At 52.7% G+C, this 19597-nt stretch carries 13 protein-coding genes and 1 pseudogene; 9 read left to right on the top strand and 5 right to left on the bottom strand.

The annotated features are described in order from the left end of the window. Positions 1-24 precede the first annotated feature (24 nt). On the bottom strand, positions 25-2322 hold the full coding sequence (bglX, locus tag AC54XV_RS21035) for a beta-glucosidase BglX (protein ID WP_058399066.1): 2298 nt from the start codon (positions 2320-2322) through the stop codon (positions 25-27). Between the two features lie 330 nt (positions 2323-2652). Between bglX and AC54XV_RS21030 the strand changes: the two genes are divergently transcribed. Both AC54XV_RS21030 and AC54XV_RS21025 read left to right on the top strand, forming a co-directional pair. Further along, positions 2653-3336, top strand: a complete 684-nt coding sequence (locus AC54XV_RS21030) for a TPM domain-containing protein (protein WP_058399071.1) — start codon at positions 2653-2655, stop codon at positions 3334-3336. 25 nt (positions 3337-3361) lie between these two features. Beyond that, positions 3362-3979, top strand: a complete 618-nt coding sequence (locus tag AC54XV_RS21025) for a TPM domain-containing protein (RefSeq protein WP_003406246.1) — start codon at positions 3362-3364, stop codon at positions 3977-3979. A gap of 59 nt (positions 3980-4038) precedes the next feature. On the opposite strand, the gene AC54XV_RS21020 is transcribed toward AC54XV_RS21025, so the two are convergent. Then, complete coding sequence (locus AC54XV_RS21020) at positions 4039-5055, bottom strand: alpha-xenorhabdolysin family binary toxin subunit B (RefSeq protein ID WP_003406239.1); 1017 nt, start codon at positions 5053-5055, stop codon at positions 4039-4041. After that, positions 5052-6272 carry an alpha-xenorhabdolysin family binary toxin subunit A gene (locus AC54XV_RS21015; RefSeq protein WP_003406231.1) on the bottom strand — a complete coding sequence of 407 codons (1221 nt, stop codon included), beginning with the start codon at positions 6270-6272 and terminating at the stop codon, positions 5052-5054. Before AC54XV_RS21015 ends, AC54XV_RS21020 begins: the two co-directional genes overlap by 4 nt. Positions 6273-6568: 296 nt before the next feature. On the opposite strand from AC54XV_RS21015, the gene AC54XV_RS21010 reads away from it, so the two are divergent. The 6 genes from AC54XV_RS21010 (at position 6569) to AC54XV_RS20985 (ending at position 15009) form a co-directional block, all read left to right on the top strand. Beyond that, positions 6569-7789, top strand: a complete 1221-nt coding sequence (locus AC54XV_RS21010) for a class I SAM-dependent methyltransferase (protein ID WP_024642875.1) — start codon at positions 6569-6571, stop codon at positions 7787-7789. 151 nt (positions 7790-7940) lie between these two features. Beyond that, positions 7941-9089, top strand: a complete 1149-nt coding sequence (gene yiaY / locus AC54XV_RS21005; protein WP_496717211.1) for an L-threonine dehydrogenase — start codon at positions 7941-7943, stop codon at positions 9087-9089. A gap of 26 nt (positions 9090-9115) precedes the next feature. After that, on the top strand, positions 9116-9562 hold the full coding sequence (locus AC54XV_RS21000) for a GNAT family N-acetyltransferase (protein ID WP_058822873.1): 447 nt from the start codon (positions 9116-9118) through the stop codon (positions 9560-9562). A gap of 118 nt (positions 9563-9680) precedes the next feature. Beyond that, positions 9681-10946 (top strand): pectate lyase family protein, encoded by a 1266-nt coding sequence (locus tag AC54XV_RS20995; protein WP_496717210.1) that lies wholly within the window; start codon positions 9681-9683, stop codon positions 10944-10946. Between the two features lie 111 nt (positions 10947-11057). Further along, positions 11058-11699, top strand: a complete 642-nt coding sequence (locus AC54XV_RS20990; RefSeq protein WP_235595646.1) for a hypothetical protein — start codon at positions 11058-11060, stop codon at positions 11697-11699. Positions 11700-11940: 241 nt separating this feature from the next. Then, the gene (locus AC54XV_RS20985) at positions 11941-15009 is read left to right on the top strand and encodes a DEAD/DEAH box helicase (protein WP_058822871.1); all 3069 of its coding nucleotides are present in this window, start codon (positions 11941-11943) and stop codon (positions 15007-15009) included. 349 nt (positions 15010-15358) lie between these two features. Here the strand turns inward: AC54XV_RS20985 and AC54XV_RS20980 are convergent. After that, positions 15359-15496, bottom strand: a pseudogene (locus AC54XV_RS20980) (hypothetical protein); the annotation flags it as partial. A 542-nt stretch (positions 15497-16038) separates the two neighbouring features. Here AC54XV_RS20980 and AC54XV_RS20975 point away from each other — a divergent pair. Continuing rightward, entirely contained in the window at positions 16039-17523 is a 1485-nt protein-coding gene (locus tag AC54XV_RS20975) for an SIR2 family protein (RefSeq protein WP_496717209.1), read from the top strand. Between the two features lie 148 nt (positions 17524-17671). Here the strand turns inward: AC54XV_RS20975 and AC54XV_RS20970 are convergent, their stop codons facing one another. Further along, on the bottom strand, positions 17672-19174 hold the full coding sequence (locus tag AC54XV_RS20970; RefSeq protein ID WP_496717208.1) for an HNH endonuclease: 1503 nt from the start codon (positions 19172-19174) through the stop codon (positions 17672-17674). Positions 19175-19597 lie beyond the last annotated feature (423 nt).

The following is a 19597-nucleotide window of genomic DNA, read 5'->3' as shown; positions in this document are numbered from 1 at the left end:
TCACGAACGCGCCATGCGCAGGGGTTACAACAGATTGAAGGTCGCTTCTTTCACAGCTTCGGAGTCCAGGCCGATCATGACCTTGAATTCGCCAGGTTCCGCCACGTGCTTGAGCTCAGTGTTGTAGAACTTCAGATCGTCTTCACTGAGGGTGAAGGTCACGACTTTTTCTTCTCCGGGCTCAAGCATCACTTTTTCGAAGTTTTTCAGTTCCTTTACCGGACGGCTGATCGACGCCGCTACGTCATGCAGATACAGCTGCACAACGGTAGCACCGGCAACCTTGCCGGTATTCTTCACGGTCACGCTGGCAGTGAGCTTGCCTTTGCGCGTCATGCTGGCGTCCGACAACGTGATGTCCGAGACGTCGAACTGGGTGTAGCTCAGACCATAACCGAACGGGAACAGCGGGCCATTGGGCTCCTCGAAATAGTGCGAGGTGTAGTTGCCTGGCTTGCCTTCGTGATACGGACGGCCGGTGTTCAGGTGCGCATAGTAGACCGGCAGTTGACCGATCGAGCGCGGAAATGTCATGGCCAGCTTGCCCGACGGGTTGTAGTCGCCGAACAGTACGTCAGCCACTGCATTGCCGCCTTCGGTGCCCGGGAACCAGGTTTCGAGCATGGCGTCGGCCTGTTCCTGTTCGTCGACCAGAACCAGCGGACGGCCATTCATCAGCACCAGCACCAGTGGTTTGCCAGTGGCCTTGAGCGCCTTGATCAGGTCGCGCTGTTTGCCCGGAATGTTCAGGCTGCTGCGGCTGGCCGATTCATGGGACATGCCGCGCGACTCACCGACCACGGCAACGATCACATCGGCCTGCTCGGCGACCTTGACCGCTTCGTCGATCATTTCCTGCGCCGGACGCGGGTCGATCTCTACTTCCTTCTCCATGAAGTTCAGGTAGTTGAGGACGTGTTCATTGTCACTGACGTTGGCACCGCGTGCGTAAACCAGCTTGGCCTTGTCGCCGACCGCGTTGGCCAGCCCTTCATACACTGTCACCGACTGGTTGGGACGACCGGCTGCCGACCAGCTGCCGAGCATGTCGAGGTGACTTTGCGCCAGTCCGCCGATCACCGCGATGGTGCCTTGCTTCTTGAGTGGCAATGTCTCGTTCTGGTTTTTCAGCAGCACCAGCGTCTTGCGCGCCACATCGCGAGCTTCGGCACGGTGCAGGCGGTCATCCGCATAGGTGTCGGCAGGGTCATCGGCGGCAACGCCGATGCGACCGTAAGGCGAGGCGAACAGGCCCATGTCGTACTTGGCACCCAGCACTTCACGCACGGCGCTGTCGATTTCCTTCATGGAAACCTCGCCGTCTTTCACCAGCCCGGGCAACTGCTCGCCATAGGCCGCGTCGTTCATGCTCAGGTCGACGCCCGCCTTGATAGCCAGCTTGGCGGCCTCGCGGAAATCCTTGGCCACGCCGTGGTCGATCAGCTCCTTGAGCGCGCCGTGGTCACTGATGGTCACGCCCTTGAAGCCCCAGTCCTTGCGCAACAGGTCCTGCATCAGCCATTTGTTGGAGGTCGACGGGACGCCGTTGATCGAGTTGAGCGCGACCATGATGCCGCCGGCGCCGGCATCGATGCCGGCCTTGTACGGCGGCAGGTAGTCCTGGTACATGCGCGTCATGCTCATGTCCACGGTGTTGTAGTCGCGCCCGCCTTCTACCGCGCCATACAGGGCGAAGTGTTTGACGGCGGCCATGATGCTGTCATTGGCTGCGACGTTCTTGCCCTGGAAGGACCTGACCATCACATCGGAAATGCGTGACACCAGGTAGGTGTCTTCACCGAAGCCTTCGGAGCTGCGGCCCCAGCGAGGGTCGCGGGAAATATCCACCATGGGCGCGAAGGTCATGTCGATACTGTCGGCACTGGCTTCTTTGGCCGAGACCCGGGCCATCGTCGCGATGGCGTCCATGTCCCAGCTGGCGGCCATGCCCAGGCTGATCGGGAAAATCGTCCGGTGACCGTGAATCACGTCGTAGGCAAAAAACATCGGAATTTTCAGACGGCTTTTGGCGACTGCGGCTTCCTGCAGCGGACGATTTTCCGAACGGGTAATGGAGTTGAACGTACCGCCGATTCGTCCGGCGGCAATTTCCTTGAGAATTTGCGGCTGTGGCATTTCCGAACTGATACTGATGAGTCGCAATTGACCGATCTTTTCGTCCAGAGTCATTTGTTTCATGAGTTTGCCGATGAAGGCATTCTTGGCCTGAAGCGTTGTATTGTCCGTGGCGGCAGCGGTCTGGGCCATCACCGACTGACTGGCCATACCGACCAGCAAACCTAATAAACACAGCTTATTCATGAATGATTTCTCAAGGCTTTTGTCAGTAACTCGCGTTTAATGTCCGACAGCCAGTTTTTGGGTTATGGACCTTTGGCGTTATGGTTCGTACGTGATGCAAGGATAGTTGCTATCCGCTTGACTGTACGAAGTCTCCCCAGGGTGTGTACGAAAATGGCGGTTTGATTGATTTTTGTACAGACCCTGTTCGATCAAATAGTGAACGCACCAGGTGTTGGCGGTGGATTATGCCGGGGAACTTGTGTTTTGGCTAAGGCGTGTCGTTTCAATGGATTCAAAAAAACACCGGAGGTCTGGATTTTGAAGTCTGTTTCACAGTGGATGCTGTACATGGTGATGCTGTTGGGAGGGGTATTGCGGGCCGAGGCAGAGCCATCAGCACTGGTTTTTCCGCCGATGACCGGCAGTGTGGTGGATGCCGCACAGATGCTCGACAGCCAGACTACGGTTCGTCTGGCCAGACTTCTGAGCGCCCATGAAAAGGCGACCGGGGAGCGGGTAGTGGTGGTGACCCTCGCTGATCTGCAGGGCTCGAGCATCGAAGAGTTCGGCTCTCGACTCGGCGACGCCTGGGGCCTGGGGCTGCACGGCAAGGATGACAGTGTTCTGCTGGTGGTCTATCGCGACAAGCGCAAGGTGTTCATGGAGGTCGGCGGTGCGCTGAAGGACCGTCTCAATGACGCCCAGGCGTCTCTGATCATCGACATGCTGATGACCCCCGAGTTTGACGACAACCGGTTTGCCGTCGGCATAGAGCGCGGTACGCGCGCGGTCATCGCGGCATTGGGTGGGCAGATACCCGATTATCCCGAGCCGACAGGGCAGATGTCCGACTATGACGAGCAGCCCGATGACGACCAGGTCTGGCTGATCGGTATCGTGTTGACCCTCATCGTGCTGGGGATTGTAATCATTAGTGTCAGACGGGGCGGCGCCACCCGGCCCGCACGTGAAAGAGTCGCCGATCGCAGTGGCGGACGCTTCGGCGGTGGCGGTGCTTCAGGCAACTGGTAGTTGATTGATTCGGAATGAGGGAACCATGGCTTTACTGAACAAAGACGAACAGCGGCAGGTTGCCGAAGCGATTGACCGCGTCGAGCAGCGCACTGACGCCGAGCTGGTCACGGTACTGGCCGCTCGCGCTGACGACTATGCCTACATGCCGTTGATCTGGGCCGGGCTGATCGGCCTGCTGCTGCCGGGCACGATCAACTACTGCCTTCAATGGTTGAGCGCGGACGAGTTGATGCTCGCGCAGATGAGTACGTTCATTATTGTCGCGCTGGTGTGTCGCCTGTCGAAGGTCTCCGCGTTGCTGGTGCCGCTTTCGGTGCGGCGCTGGCGGGCCGGGAATCTCGCGCGTCGGCAGTTTCTCGAGCAGAACCTGCACAAGACCCACGACGGAACCGGCATTCTGGTGTTTGTCAGCGAGGCCGAACGGTATGTCGAAATCCTGGTTGACCATGGCATTGCCAGTCGTCTGCACAACGACACCTGGAAGGCGATGGTTGACGTGTTTACCCAGCAGGTCAGAGACGGACAGACCTTGCAGGGGTTTCTCGGGTGTATCCATGCCTGTGGCGAGCTGCTTGCCGATCATGTACCAGTGACTCACGGCAGGAATGAATTGCCGAATCGGCTGGTGGTGCTGGGGTAACAACAAAAGGCAGGTGTCGATATGGATCAACGCCTGCCTTTATATTGAAGGCTGACGCGTCAGACGAGGCGCCTGATATCGTAGAACGATTTTATGTACGTCTTCAGTTTTTCGACAGGCGTGCTGATCGGTGCAGAAGCGTCATCTTGCGACGTGATCTGATCCAGAAATTTGTAGAGCGAGTGATAAACCTTCCTGGCCTCTTTGACCCAAAGTGCCTTGCTCTTGCTGATGTCAGCGAGCCCGGTCAGCTCATCGAGCCTTCCGTTGATTGACTTTGCTTCCTGGGCGACCGTGCGGGACTCGGCGAGCAGTGCGTTATAGCGCGACCTCAGTCTGTCGCGTTCTTCAGTAAGGTCAAGGTAGGTCAGGGCGCTGCTGATCTTGTCCAGGAGTTTTCCGAGTCTGGCAATTCCGGCGGTGATCAACGCAAGTTCCGGCGATGGCATGGTGACGATCTGCAGTTCTTCCTGAGTAGGCAGCATGTCCTTGAACAGGTCGGCAAGGTTGTACTTTTCATAGGTCTTGATCGTTGTGTCAAGCAGGCGCCGGTCTTCAGCGATGACACTCATCGCGCTTTCCAAAGCGGCTGAGCGTTGTGTCATGCCGTCAATCTGTTGCTGGAGTATGTCCTGTAAACGGTTGTCTTCCAGCGTGAGGTTTATTTGCGCCATATCATCGCTGCGCTCGGCAATGGCGTGAGCGCTGCTGCGCAAAACGGCGGTCAGATTCGAGAGCAGACGAATGCGCTCGCCGTTCAGCAGGCTGATCGCTTGCTTCTTTTGTTTATCGCTGAGTCGAGCGTCTGCTTCAATGTGCTGTTGCCTCAGATCAATCGGCTGCAGGTTCACGTTATTCAACTGCACAGTGATATCGGCCAGCGCTTCACGATAGGCGTTGTCTGCACGCGTCAATGCGTTTTGAAGCGACAGCATTTTTTCTTTCATCGCCGGCAGAAAGTCCAGCTTCAACGTATTCACCTGGGCCAGAATATTCTGGCTGGCGGCATTCATGATTTCAGTATCGGGAGGCGTGAGGACCATCGGCTTACCCAAGGTTTCAGTGCTCATGGTCATTGTCCTTTCAGGCTGGATTGCTGTTCGTGTTGAAACTGGTCCAGCGCACTTTCAAACAGCTTCAGTAACTGGGCGGTCATGCTTTTTATTTCCAGCCACGGTGTGACTACGGCCTGAAACCGTATAGCGAAAATCAGCAGTGCCTGATCGTCGCTGATCGCTGCCAGTTCATCTGCAGAGCTGTCAATGTATGCCGCCAGCAGGGTCCATAGGTCTTTCAGATTGGTCGCACTCTGATGAGCGTCCATCATGCGAATATTCATATCCTCGAAGAGTATCTGCAGGCTGCGTACGGCGGCGGCCAACGGAACTTTTTCCTTGAGGGTCTGAACCTTGAGGTTCTTGGAGGCGATCATCCGGTTTTTTTCTTTCCGGATTTTTTCCGCCTGGGCGCCAAAAATACCTCCCGTGATAGCAACCCCGATGGGCCCTCCGAAACCACCCCAGGCAATATTGGTTATGGCTGCCTTATATTCTTTGTTCTTGTGTTCTATATCGACGGTCAGCTGTTCGATGTCTTTTTCCAGTTCGCTGATCTGCTGGTCCAGATCAGAGCGCTTTGCCAGTTTTACCTTATCGTTGATGCCGGGAATGAGTTGAACGCTCAGGACGGTGCTGAAGGTATCGATGTGTTGCGCCAACGTGCTGGCAGCGTGCTGATGGTTCTTTATTTGTGACGCGGTTTCTTTCAGGAACTGGGCCAGCGTGATACAGACCTTCTGGTCGGTTTGCCCCAGTGGCGTGGGCGATGTATCGCGGACCTCTTCAAGGGTCAGATCGACAACGGTCAGACCCAGCTGCCTGGCAAAGTCCATTTTTTCAATGTAACTGATGATCTGCCGACCCTGATCCGAGAAGTGTGCGGCAAACAGGTCAATGGTGAAACCGCTGCGCTTGATGGCGTCCTCGATACCCAGCCAGCTTTTGCCGTGGTTGTGGATTGCCTTGTAAGTCACCAGCATGTCTTTAGGCTCAAGCCCGGGAATGCTACTGGTTGTAAAACCCAATTGCTGTTCGACGCGAGCGAGTGACGTGGGGATGTTAAGGGCGTGTCGTTCGTAACGTTTCAGACTAAGAATGTCTTCTTTGGTCAAAATAAGCGCGGCGCCACGGCCACCCTTTTTTTCATCATCAAGTATAAGGTTCAAATACTCTACGGGTTTTAAGGTGACCCGCGCGAGTGTGTCGTTTTCCAGCAGTGCTGCTTGACTCAACATAAGGCACGTTCCTTGTGCGGTTTATTCTGCCGGAGCAAAAGGCTCCAGAACTTTTATCTGATTATCTGTAATCAGCCACAACGACTATAAAGGTGTTTTTATACGGCGCAAGCAATGCTTCGCTGTTGTCGGTAGAGATTGTTTTACCGATCATGTGCGTGTCGCAATGGTGTGTAGGACCGCACTAACAGCCCGCGTAGTCTCTGAAAAATAAGGGTGCCCTTGACGTGCCGACGCGCCTAAAATGCCGGTCTGATTTTTCGAGTCCCGGACGGGACGCTTGAGGCACATTTTCAATGTCAGTCATTACCTCCACGTCACCCATCGCTGCGACCGATCACCTCGCGCAGTTCCTTGGCCTGCTGGACATCAGCCTGTCGCAGAACTCGCTGATCAAGCTGGTCCTGGCCAAATACGTGGGCAGCGAAGCCGACTTGCAGCGGATCATCATCAAGCCGCTGACCGTCAAGGAACAACCGTGCCTGAGCTTCGTGTATCGCTACAAGACTCGTGACATCACCAAGAATTTTTCGCTTGCTGAAGCGGTGGCTGTCATTGCCAGCCTGATTCCGGCGTCCTTCAAGAATGCGCACCTGTTGTCGCTGACCGACGAGGTGCAGTTGGAGTTCAGCAAGAAGGGCAAGACGACGCTGTTCAAAAGCAAGGCTCAGCAGGAGCGCCAGGCTCCTTCGGCCGGGCATGACCGCGAGAAGAAACGCTACCTGGAGCTTACCCGGCCATTCCTGACTGACTTGGGTGTGACCAATCGCCAGCATGAGCTGATTCCGGCCATGTCGCGCAAATGGAAGCAGATCAACAAGTTCATCGAGGTGTTTTCCCATGCACTGAGCTCATCGCCGCTCAAGCTCGATCAGCCGATCAAGGTTGCGGACTTCGGCTCAGGCAAGGGTTATCTGACCTTCGCCATCCACGACTACCTGTGCAACACCTTGCAGGCGCAAGGGCAGGTGACCGGTGTCGAACTGCGCGAAGACATGGTCACGCTGTGCAACGAGGCGGCGGCGAAGCTCGATCATCCGGGGCTGACCTTTGCGCAGGGTGACGTGCGTACAGTGGCGTCCAGCGCGCTGGACGTGATGATTGCGCTGCACGCCTGTGATATCGCGACAGACTACGCCATTCATATGGGCATTCGCTCCGGCGCCTCGATCATTATGTGCTCGCCGTGCTGCCACAAACAGATCCGCTTGCAGATCCAGAGCCCGACGCTGTTGAAACCGATGCTGCAATACGGTCTGCACATGGGCCAGCAGGCAGAAATGGTCACCGACAGCCTGCGCGCGCTATTGCTGGAAGCATGCGGTTACGAGACCAAAGTGTTCGAGTTCATCTCGCTGGAGCATACCAACAAGAACAAGATGATCCTCGCGGTCAAGCGTGCCGAGCCGGTCGATCCGGCTCAGTTACTGGCGCGCATTCAGGAGCTCAAGACGTTCTACGGCCTCAGCGAGCATTGCCTGGAAACGCTGCTCAAGAGCGACGGCTTTATTGGCTGAAAATAGCCGTCCTGTGCGCAGTGGCCGAAGCGTCTGCGACCAACGGTCTGGCGTTTGACTGCTTCGTTGCGCTGGATCAATGGTTGTACCTCGCGCAAGGCGGATGCTTGGCTCATCACCCCAGCATCCGCGCTACCCTCGAGGGTCCGTCATGATCAGCACTTTTTTCATCCCCGCTGTGAACATCATCGGCACTGGCTGCATTGACGAAGCCATGCTCGCCATACGCAAATACGGATTTCGCAAGGCTCTGATCGTCACGGATGCTGGCCTTGCCAGGGCCGGAGTAGCCAGTCAGGTCGCCGGGCTGTTGGTGGAGCAGGGCATTGACTCGGTTGTGTACGACGGTGCCCGGCCCAACCCGACCATCGCCAACGTCGAGAACGGCCTGGCCCTGTTGCAGGAGCGCCAGTGCGATTTCGTCATATCGCTGGGCGGTGGCTCGCCTCACGACTGTGCAAAAGGTATTGCCCTGTGCGCCAGCAACGGGGGGCATATCAGCGATTATGAGGGCGTCGACCGTTCGGCAAAACCGCAGTTGCCATTGATTGCCATTAATACCACCGCCGGAACCGCGAGTGAAATGACCCGCTTCTGCATCATTACCGACGAAGCCCGGCACGTAAAAATGGCGATCATCGACCGCAACGTCACGCCGCTGCTGTCCGTGAATGATCCCGACATGATGGTCGCCATGCCCAGGTCGCTGACTGCCGCCACTGGCATGGATGCCTTGACTCACGCAATCGAAGCCTATGTCTCCACGGCTGCCAACCCGATCACTGACGCCTGTGCGTTACAGGCTATGGCGCTGATCGCCAACAATTTGCGCGACGCATTCAACAACGGGGCCAATATCACTGCCCGCGAGAACATGGCGTATGCCCAGTTTCTGGCTGGCATGGCGTTCAATAACGCGTCACTGGGCTACGTGCACGCCATGGCGCACCAGTTGGGCGGCTTTTATGATTTGCCCCACGGTGTGTGCAACGCCGTATTGCTGCCCCATGTGCAGCGCTTCAACGCCAGCGTCAGCGCTGCACGCCTGACCGACGTTGCACACGCCATGGGCAGCAATATCCGTGGGCTCTCTCCGGAAGAAGGCGCTCAGGCAGCCATCGACGCCATTCGTGCATTGTCGGCTGCCGTGGAAATCCCGGCAGGTCTTGCTACGCTGGGCGTCAAGGAGGAAGACTTCACGATGCTGGCCAGCAATGCCCTGAAAGATGCCTGCGGCCTGACTAACCCGCGTCCTGCCGATCTTGAGCAGATTCAGGATATATTTCGCCAGGCGCTTTAATCACCCCTGTAAAACAGGCCCCTGTCATGGACATGCTGCGTCCGTACACCCTTGCAGATCGTGAGCGATGTCTGGATATCTTCGACACCAACGTCCCGCGCTACTTCGACCCTGCGGAGCGCGAGCAATTTGCCCGTTTTCTGATGGCCCCTTTGGGCCAGTACTTCGTAGCCGAGCGTGACGGCGAGGTTGTCGCCTGCGGTGGATACCTGGTGTTGTCAGACCCTGAAGTGGCAGAGCTGACCTGGGGCATGGTCATCAGCGACCGCCACGGCAGCGGCCTTGGCAGGTTTCTGACCGAGGCCCGACTGCAACGCATGCAGGCATTACCGGGCGTCAACCGAGCCTTTATCGATACCAGCCAGCATGTTCAGGGGTTTTACTCGAACCTGGGCTTTGCCGTGGTCTCGGTCGATATCGACGGGCATGGGCGCGGGATTGACAGCGTCAGGATGGAGCGGGTGTTTTCGTGAGCGAGGGAGCCTGAACGTAGGCTGACCAACACCATGGAAGCGGAGCAGGCCAGGCCGCAGTCCGTTTAGCATCCAGATTGTCCCGCGATTCCCGCGGGCATGACTGGAAGCTCAACCGATGACGCCCCTGCGTTCTCTTTTGCAAAGCGGCTGTCTGAAGATCGCCACCACTCTGGTTCTGCTCCTGTCAGGAGCGCAATGCCTGTGGGCAGCAGACATACCTGAAGGTTTTGCCAAGGGCGTGACCGGCGGAGGCTCCGCGGCTGCCGTGCATCCCTCCACGCTGGATGAACTTCGATCAGCACTCTGCTCGTCGCATGACTCACACGGGGCCTGCACCGATGACACACCCCGAGTGATTGTCCTGGACCACACGTTCGACTTCCGCGCGAGCGTGATTGCCAACGGCAGTACCACAACCACCGAACCTGGCCGCGTCGTGAAACCGTGCCCGCAGGGTGGTGAGCAGCTTGCACTGAATGGTGCCAACGACTTCTGCCAATCAAGGCCGCCCGTCATGGTGACCTACGACAACGCGGGTCTGAAGCCACTGAAAGTCGGTTCCAACAAGACATTGATCGGGCTTGGCGACAAGGCAGGCATTCAGGGCGCTGGACTGTTCATTGGCGACGGTGCGCATAACGTGATCGTTCGTAACCTGACCCTTTCGGATATCAACCCGCATGTCGTATGGGGCGGCGATGCGCTGACCCTGAACAAGGCCGATGGCGTGTGGATCGATCACAACACCTTTGCGCGGATCGGCAGACAGATGATCGTGACAGGCTGGGGCACTGCTTCACACGTCACCATTTCCAGCAATGAATTCGACGGCCGTACGCCTTACTCGTCTACCTGCGATGGCCATCATTATTGGGTCTGGCTGTTCCTCGGCAGTCAGGACACGCTGACGCTGTCGAGAAACTACATACACGACACCTCCGGCAGAGCACCTCATTCCGGCGGGATGAAAAATGCGCAAATCCGCGCTCAACTGGTCAACAACGTCTTTCAGCGCATGACCTACCAAGGCGCAATCATGTCGCGGACCTCATCTTCACAGTTGCTGGTAGAGGGAAACGACTTCGAAAACGTAGCCCACCCACTGTTCAACGATACGGATCAGCCAGGTACGGCATTCGCTTTGTTCGAGCCGGTTTCGACGGCTGCAAACAACGTGTGCATGAGCGTGATCGGCAGGCCTTGTGTGGCGAATCAGCAACAGGATAGCGGCGACGACTATCGCCCGCAGGATGCCTCTGTCTTGCAGGCGTTTCGCGAGTATCGGCAGTACCTGGTGGCGCCGGTTTCGGCGCAAGAGGCCAAGGCGCGGGTGCCGGGAGAGGCGGGGGTGGGTAAGGCCAGTGCCGGTCTACTGCAATGACTTCGATGTTTGGGTTGCATTCACCGGTACCCAATCGTTTTACTATCACGCAATACCGCGCCTTCTAACACCTAAAAAGGCCCGATCAGTGAGTCAGGGGAAGTCATTTTGATGGATCAAGAAAGCATCGTCCGGTACTGGCATGCGGTCGAGTTGTTGCAACCACAATCAGCACCCAAGCTGAAAAAACGCGCTAATCGATACGAAGCGTTTATCCATGACACGTCAATTCAGCGTCCGCTGCTTCCGTGGACCCCGGAAAGTATCGTCAGTCAACAGGCGCTGCCCAAGAAGCGCATATGGAGCCACACGCTCTATGCTCATCTTTACGACAGTCGTCTCGTTGCCGAGAAGCTCGATGCGATGTACGGCGCCGATCAGGGCTACCAGGAGCCCAGGTTTCGCGAGTCAGCCGTGTTTGCGGCAAAATTCACGATGGCGGGCCGACTGGTCGATGACAGCCTCGTGCTTTCAAGCGAAGCGTGGTTTCTTGGGCGGGTATTGACCGGCAAGGATTGGACCAGAGGGTTCGAGACCGACCAAAAGACCGTCAGGGAGCGCGCCAACACCCTGTTCGAAGGTGAGGTATCAAGCGCAGACTTGCGCGAACTGACTCACTGGACCCTCCAGTTCCTGGGGCTGGGGGACTTTTTTGGTGAGATGGACCACCATCATTTTCGCTTTCGCTCACAACCCGTCAAGCCCGACAAGCCCGAGTCGGAAGACGATCCACTGAGCAGGGCAAACCAGTAGTCAATTGCCCAACCGGCACCGGCGAGCTCTAGTCGCTGGTTCTCTGAGTCCTGCGATGACGTTGAGACACGTCCGTAACCAAAAGTGGCCATCTGCCCATTTCTCCTGTAGGAATACGATGTCGAAAATAGGATGGCCTGTCAGAAAAGAAGGCTAATTTCCTGACAGGTTAGGTTGACCCTCGTCAGAGGTACCGGAAAACAGTCGTTTACCGGCAGTCTTAATTGCTAAGGAAGGTGTTATGCAGCTGGGTTCAGATTTCGTTAACGACAAGCTCTGGAAAAGTCTGCGCACGGGTCAGAAAAAAGGCATTGAGTCAGCTTTTAATTACCTCGCTGGTGCCGAGACAAAACATTCTTGTCTCATCAGCCTTCCGACCGGCGCTGGAAAAACCGGTGTGATAGCCACAATTGCACACTTCAGCTCAAAGAAAAACGTGCTTGTTGTCTGCCATCGCTCCGCTGTAAAGGATCAAATACTCAAACAGCTTTCAGGCGAGTTTTTTGAAGAGCGGATTCCGCGGGAGAGTATTCCTTTAAAACCGGTATGGTCAGGAATAAAGCAAGTTTCAGATACTGGGGTATACGTCACTACATTTCAAAAGCTTTCATCCACAGATGTGGATACCCTGCAGGCCTTCACGAAGGCTATCGATCTAATAATTATTGATGAGGGGCATTCGGAGCCGTCGCCAGTATGGAGTAAGATATCGCGAGCAATTAAGGCGCATAAAATAATCATTACTGCCACCCCTTACCGGAATGACCTTTTTAAATTTGATGTTTCACCGGAAACTAGTTTTATTTACACATTTAAGCACGCATTAGAGCATAAGGTTTTATGTAGTCCGAAGTTTGAGAGTGTTAATGAGGGGGAGCTAAGTGAACGGATTAAGGTTCTGCTCAATGAGCAGCCTGATACAAAGTGTATAATAAAATGCAAGAACCATCATGAGATAGCTAAATATGAGGCGATATTCTCGCAGCACTATAAAACCTTAGCTATACATCAACAGTTCACCGGGGATGCGAGAGAGAATTTCAAATCAGCAGTTCCTAAGGCCCTAAAGTCCTCTGATTACCAAGTTATAATTCATCAAAGGAAGCTTGATGAAGGAGTTGACATACCAAATGCCAAAATCCTAGCGCTCACCTATCCTATAGGCAGTGGCAGGGAGCTCGTGCAAACTGTTGGTAGAGTCGTTCGCAAGAGTGGGGATTTTGTAGCTTATGTTCTGGATCTCAGTAATGGATCTAATACACGCCTATGGAGTAATTTTATAAAGTTTGACGAATATCTAAGTGATCCAGGCGCTGTCTCATCCTTTCTGAAGTCTCTCGACACATCCGTGCTCCTGAAGTCGTATTTAGACTCTTTTCCAGAAATTAGCTATTTTGATTCGGGCTATAAAAAGAAGTTTAATATCAGTGAGTTTAATCCAGAGCATAGTTTGAGGTTACCACTGGCTTCCCTTTGCTTTATTAATAAAGAGCCTAACTTTTCACTCCCTGTGCTGGTGGATACTCTATATTGGAAGCTTGTGACGAATGGAGAGCTTGTCACCACCCAGCTTTCATTGGGTTTTTCAGTGATAACGAGTGTTAGCTTTAGTAACTCAAAGTTTCTAAGTGATTCCTTGTTTTTTGAACCTGCTTTGCAAGTTATTATCTTGCGCGAGGCTGGTGATCTTTTAGTTGTGTATGATAGTAGGGGCATAAACTACGCGTTCGAGCCGGAGTTTGGTCTTGGGTCAACTATTTCTTTGGATCAAATACTGGCTCTAGCCGCCAGAACTAAAAGCCTTAAAACCAAAAGCACTACTAGTTTTGCGATAGGGGATGCCAAACATCGGCCTGAAGGGGTTTCATGGAGGGGGAGGAATCTTGAGGCGATAAATTCGTCTCAAGCTAATGCAGCCTACGCAATTTCAACGCTTCTAGTAGATAACCTGACGCCTGAAGGTGTATCGGATACTAGCTACTACCTCGGTGTCGGATCAGGTAGGGTTTCTGACCAGAAAAAAAAGAACATGAGCCTAGCGCAGCTTTCGTATTGGATTGATGATATTCATAAAGTGATAGAAAATGCAGATAAGAATACAAGTCCTCTTCTGAACTCTTTTGCTAAACCTGTTAATGATAGTCCAAGTGGCGATCCTGCTGTATTGTTACTGGACTTAAGCACATTTGAAACGCCCCTTGAGTTTGCCGGCGGGCAAAACAGATTTACCGTTGATAACGACATCCATTACATTCAGTATGATCCAGTTAATAATTTTTTTTCGATTGGTGTTGGTAAGGGTCATATATCGGTAGTTATTTTATACAGCATAAAAACTAAGTTGCCTAGATTGCATGCTTTAGACGAGTTGACGCTAACCAATGTTGAGCTAAAGGGTGGGGATAAGAGCTATCAGTACGGTCAATCAGTTGATCAAGTATTAAGCGATAATATTGTTAAGATTTTGTATCAAGATTCGATTAGTTATTTTTCCGGCAGCTACTATAAAATGCGGCTTCCAACTGAGCTGGGTGTAGATATCGCGGAATCTCATGTCGGCAGGTGTCTGCACTCGATTAAAGAGCTGCAATGTAAAGGCCTGAAAGAAAAAGGCGATTCGGCTTTGCTTACTGAAAATCTCTTCCCTGGGAATTCGGTTTTTTACATTATTGATAAATTAAAAGACTCCGCAGATCTTACTAAAACCATAGCAGATCTAGGGCCTTTCTTCCCCCACGTGGCGGACCTAGACTTTTTGCTATGCACAGACTTAGGGACGGAACCGGCCGACTTTATTGCAAGCACACCGTCAAAACTGATCTATATTCATGTTAAATGTGCAGACGTCGAAGCACCACATTCTTCTGCTGGCGCTCTTGCGATGGTCGGGACGCAGGCTGTTAAAAACCTCGAAGCATTAACCTCACCAAATGCACAACTTTTTTTCGCAAACTGGAATATGTTGAAGTCTCCGTGGCGGACCGATAACGCTCATCCGGATCACGTAAGCAGACTTCGATTGATCGACAAAACTTTTCCCGAAGAACACATAAGAAAAAATGGTGGTGATTATAGCGCGTTGATTGACTATGCATGGGACACTATCACTCGGAGGCGTAAGTCCTTGGCCGTAGAGAAAGAGATTTGGATTGTGGTTGGCAATGCATTTTCGAAAAAAGATTTCTATGCTCAAATTCGACGTGGGCAACAATGTGCACCAGAGACTTTACAAGCCTTCCAGCTTATAGATTCTGTGCTAAATACGCTGTCGACAAACGAAGTTGCATTGAAGTTGTTTGTCTCTGAGTGATGGGTTCTATGTTTGATAGACGTGGGCGTCCCTTTTTAAGGGGCGCTCCTAAGGGGGGAGGGGTTAGTTGTATTTGTTATTTAAATTATTCTTCAGGAGTTTGCAGGCGACACTCTCCTATGTAGTGTGTGCTTAACGGAAGCTAGGCCCTCGTGGACTTTAAATGGCTGTATGGCAGGAAGATTGAAGTTTGGTTTTCCAAGTGAGGACACTGGCGTGCGGCTACGTCCTTACCATATCGGTTTAGGCTTCTTATGTCACCCCTCTCATGACCTGCAATTTCGTTGATAGTATTTTCTGGAATGGCGTTATCAATGAAGGCAGGGTCGAACTCTCTCATGCATAAGTGCTATTGCACCAACAGATGGGATGCTACAGCTTTAGCCGCCTTGAGATTAGTCGTTTTGGTGGATACATGAATTTTTTGCTGCCGGACCTGAGCGCGATAGCGAGCCGGGACGGTGATGAGAAGGACATAGATTCCGCCCGAACGGCGGGGGAGATTGTCGCTGCGTCACTTCGCTGGAGCCCTACTTGACTGTCTCGCTGTTTTTCAATGGATTTTAGTAAAACGATGGGGCAGGAGAAAGGTGGAGCGGGTAGAGGGAATCGAACCTTTATTGGACATTCCGGCTCAAAGCGTGTATCCGTGTAGTGATCGCTCGTCTCTGAGCCCCCTTTTTCATGGGGGGATAGCCGTTCTCTCCACCGTGCACCACGGTGCACCTTCATACCACAGTATCCCTGGAGCCAATTGCAACGCAACCTTCGCTCAGCGCTGTCCGATCTGTAGCCCCTGTCGCGGTTTTTGGTCGGCGGCTCCGACCTGTGAGCTCGACATAATTACCCTTCCAATCAGAGCTGCCAGAGGTACTGAGGCAGCGCGACGAAGAGATGGCCAATGGCTACAAATGGCGTCTGAATCTGTGGTAGCGTGAGCCCCTCCAAGCGGCTTTGGTGTGACGGCTTGTCAGTGTTAGTTTGCCTTCAGCGTAGCCCAATCGACCTCATGAATTAGGATTTGAGTAGATGGATCTCAACACTCTGGAAGAGCGCTTGGCGCAGTATGGATCGGGCGGATATCTTTTCCTAGAAGCATTCATTATCAAACTCCTACAGGTCGAGGGAGAGCAGTTAGGACAGAAAGTTGAGGGTCAAGATAGCCATGTTTCGGCTTTTGACGCCATTGCTCCAAGTGGTATCGGTGAAATTTCCTCACCGCTGGTAGTGGAAATCGTATTTTCTGTTTCCCGGTCAAAGCTCGATGCTACCGTTGAAAAATTTAGGGGGCATGCTAGTCGCGGTTACAGTTTGCTGATTATTGCTCCGAAAATATCAGATCTGAAGAAAAGTATTTATATCAATGAAGAAAATCCACGAGTGGACAGCCTTGTCTACCTCTGGGGGGAGAGTGAAGTCAACGAGCTGATGCTGAAGCATAAAGAGGCTGCAGAAACCCTCACCGCTAATTTGTTTTCTCTGCGTCTAAAAATGGCTGCGGAGCGTACTGTCAGATCCTGGAAGGAAGATCGTGATCAGTTAGTAAAAGCAGTTGCTGAAAAATACCGAGCGGGCAGATTTTCTTTAACTCTTGGCGCCGGAGTATCCAGTAGCGCTGGTTTGCCTGACTGGAATACTCTGCTGAATTCCTTACTTGTTTCTATGCTATCGCAGGAAAATTTCGGTGGCCCCCACGGCGATCCGGCTAAGGTGTCTGAAATCGTCGCCAGGCTAATGGAAGTAGATGGGCCGTCTACATTGATGTTAGCAAGGTATATCCGAAAAGGGCTTGCTGTGGGCTCACCTGTAGAACAGCAAGGGTTCGTTGATGCGATCACCCATCAGCTTTATTCTTTGCGTGACAAAAAATTCCTAGTCGAATCAGAGCTGATTTCTTCTATCGCGAAGCTATGTACCCCGACTCGAACCGGTGCCAACGTAAGATCTATTTTGACCTATAACTTTGATGATTTCATTGAGAGGGCTCTACTCTCTCGCTCGTTGGTACATAAAAGTGTGTTCGAAGAATTTGAGACACCAAGCGCTGAAGAACTACCTGTATACCATGTGCATGGTTTCTTACCGGAGGATAGGCAGCGCTACTCCAATCTGGATCGATGCACCTTAGTTTTCTCTGAGGAAGGCTATCATCAGATATACCGTGACGCCTATCACTGGTCGAACTTGGTACAGTTGAACAGCTTCAAGGAAAGCTCATGCCTTATGATCGGTCTTTCACTGACTGATCCGAATCTGCGCCGGCTATTGGAGATTGCGTCCAAATCGATCGAGGAGCCCAAACACTTCGCTTTCATGCGGCGTTTGACCTCCAAGAAATTTATGGAGGGGGCGAGTGGCAAGCCTCTCAAAATCTCAAATGCTGTGGTTGAGCGCTTCCTTGAAAGACACCATGCCACCAACGAAGAGCTTATGCGTGAGCTAGGGGTGAGCGTCATTTGGTACGAGGAGTATGGCGATATCCCGGAAATTTTGAACAAGATACATGCTGGATGAGCGGTCTATGTTTGTCCAAGGCGAGGCCACCCAAAAGCTAGCAGGTAGGGTTGATCGCCAGGTAATCAAGCTTTCCCTCAAATGCCGACCACTTATCCCCCAGGAGTTTCCAAAAAACCTTTTCATGAGTGGCTTGATTTGGGAGTTGCTAGCTGTATTTTTCGACGTAATACTTCAGTAGCTCGCCTTCGCTGTTACAAGTCTGGCATTCTTCATGGTTAATCCTGCACTGCCCTTTGCAATGAGGACAAGTGACCATCCTATACAGGGACACGTCCAGTTCAGATGCTAGGCCAGCAGTCATGCAACCCTCTGAGTTGCAGGCAATGCAATCTTCACCATACAGCTTCCTCTTCCCCTTGCAGGCTGGGCATTTTACGTTTTCATACAGCGAAAGGTCGACCATATCAGCATACCGCCGAAGTAGTACTCTTTCACCGTAGCAAAGCTGACATGTGTCTCCGTCATGCCTGCCACTTCCTTTGCACAGAAGGCAGTCTATGTAGTCATAAACGGCTACATCTATATTTTGGGCGTGTCCATGCATCATTCGCTTCTCGCCGTCGCAGGCTAAGCAGCGTTCTCCATGCAGGCGACCAGTACCCTTGCAAACAGGGCAATCTACAAAGTCATATTGAGAGTAATCGATTCGCTCCTCAATCCTGCGCTCAAACTCTCCTTCACCATCGCATGCGATACAAGTTTCACCGTTGAAAGATCTACTTCCCTTGCATAGCTTGCATGTGACCAAATCAAAATCTCTAAGGTCAACGGATATGTTTTCATCAATCGTGCCATCTCCTTGGCAAACTGGGCAGTCAAAGCTATGTGTTGATCCCCGGTGTTCGCACAGCGGACACCTGACTAGACCGCTTTCCTCAAGAAACCTTTCTTCAAATGACGAAACTTCTACAAGTTTTGATCTGGTAGTAGAGTCTTGATTCGCGCTTACATCTGAAATTTCAGCTAACAGCTTTTCTAAAGAGGGGCTGATGGTTGATTCCTCTGACTTTTTGGTCAGCGTTGGAACCAGGGCAATTGCTTGATTCGCTAAGTTTTCAAACGCGGTATGCGATACTCCTACCGGTTGTGCAAGTCTGGTGTTGAGCTGGCTGCAGATTTTTAGCAACAAGGCAAGGCGTTGCATTACTTCAGCTTGTCCCTCCCACACAAAGCGTCTGAATGTTCGGAGGTATTGCTTTATACTTAAAATATCCTGATTGTCGGTTCCTTTTTTACCAAGCTTGCCATAGTCAAATTTTGCATGATGGGTGGGACACAGCCAGATTAGGTTATGAGGGTGGTTGCATTTGCCTTTATGACTCGGCTCTAAGTGAGCAGCCTCGCAGGATTCGGCATGTTTGTAGCATACGGCGCACTCTAAGCTGGCTTCTAGCTTTATCTCATCTCGAATAGCTTTGGGCAAATTGGGACGATTGGAGTTGGCAGGGGTTGGCCAAGGATCTCTAAGCCAGGAATCATAACTTTTCAGTTCTGCCTCGTCGAAAAGATACCTTTCCCCATCTTTAGAAAACTTGAGCTTCTTGGTATCTCCGGTTTTCACGGTGTTTTTTGTGAAATAGACAAGAAGTTCTGGGGATATCTCAAGGAAAACAGCCGCTTGATACAGGTCTAAGAGTTTGGTTTCCATGCCGTCTAGCCGATAATTATAAAATCTACGTGTGACCGTTAAGCTGCCATGACAGACGCCGGCTGATTTCGAACTCCACGCACTGTGATGCTTCCTTCCCCCTTTATACCGGAATCTCATCACGGGATGGAAAATTTTCACGGTCATTGCGTCTGTGGGAGCATCCCATATATCTAGGGGCATTGCGGCTCCTTCAGACGGTTACGATACCAAGGTGTGATGGCCTGAGCGATGGATGATCACTGGAAGGCCAAGATCAGATGCGATCACGGAGCGTCACCGTTGCCGCTCTGCATCGTGGTAGTCGTGGCTTCCTACCGCAAGGTCGCTTGACTTGGAGCCAGGTCTCGACGGTCGGTTGGCTAACGGTAATAGATGGGACGCACCTGCTTGCTTCGGGCCTCTCGCTCCCAAGAAATTCTG

It is taken from the genome of Pseudomonas fragariae (ex Marin et al. 2024) (genome assembly GCF_059621105.1).
The sequence above is the reverse complement of the archived record's forward strand: the minus strand, read 5'-3'. Positions and strand labels throughout refer to the sequence as shown.

Coding starts and splice junctions, on each gene's coding strand:
- bglX (WP_058399066.1), bottom strand. CDS start 2,322: ATGAATAAGCTGTGTTTATTAGGTTTGCTGGTCGGTATGGCCAGTCAG.
- AC54XV_RS21030 (WP_058399071.1), top strand. CDS start 2,653: ATGGTGATGCTGTTGGGAGGGGTATTGCGGGCCGAGGCAGAGCCATCA.
- AC54XV_RS21025 (WP_003406246.1), top strand. CDS start 3,362: ATGGCTTTACTGAACAAAGACGAACAGCGGCAGGTTGCCGAAGCGATT.
- AC54XV_RS21020 (WP_003406239.1), bottom strand. CDS start 5,055: ATGACCATGAGCACTGAAACCTTGGGTAAGCCGATGGTCCTCACGCCT.
- AC54XV_RS21015 (WP_003406231.1), bottom strand. CDS start 6,272: ATGTTGAGTCAAGCAGCACTGCTGGAAAACGACACACTCGCGCGGGTC.
- AC54XV_RS21010 (WP_024642875.1), top strand. CDS start 6,569: ATGTCAGTCATTACCTCCACGTCACCCATCGCTGCGACCGATCACCTC.
- yiaY (WP_496717211.1), top strand. CDS start 7,941: ATGATCAGCACTTTTTTCATCCCCGCTGTGAACATCATCGGCACTGGC.
- AC54XV_RS21000 (WP_058822873.1), top strand. CDS start 9,116: ATGGACATGCTGCGTCCGTACACCCTTGCAGATCGTGAGCGATGTCTG.
- AC54XV_RS20995 (WP_496717210.1), top strand. CDS start 9,681: ATGACGCCCCTGCGTTCTCTTTTGCAAAGCGGCTGTCTGAAGATCGCC.
- AC54XV_RS20990 (WP_235595646.1), top strand. CDS start 11,058: ATGGATCAAGAAAGCATCGTCCGGTACTGGCATGCGGTCGAGTTGTTG.
- AC54XV_RS20985 (WP_058822871.1), top strand. CDS start 11,941: ATGCAGCTGGGTTCAGATTTCGTTAACGACAAGCTCTGGAAAAGTCTG.
- AC54XV_RS20975 (WP_496717209.1), top strand. CDS start 16,039: ATGGATCTCAACACTCTGGAAGAGCGCTTGGCGCAGTATGGATCGGGC.
- AC54XV_RS20970 (WP_496717208.1), bottom strand. CDS start 19,174: ATGGAAACCAAACTCTTAGACCTGTATCAAGCGGCTGTTTTCCTTGAG.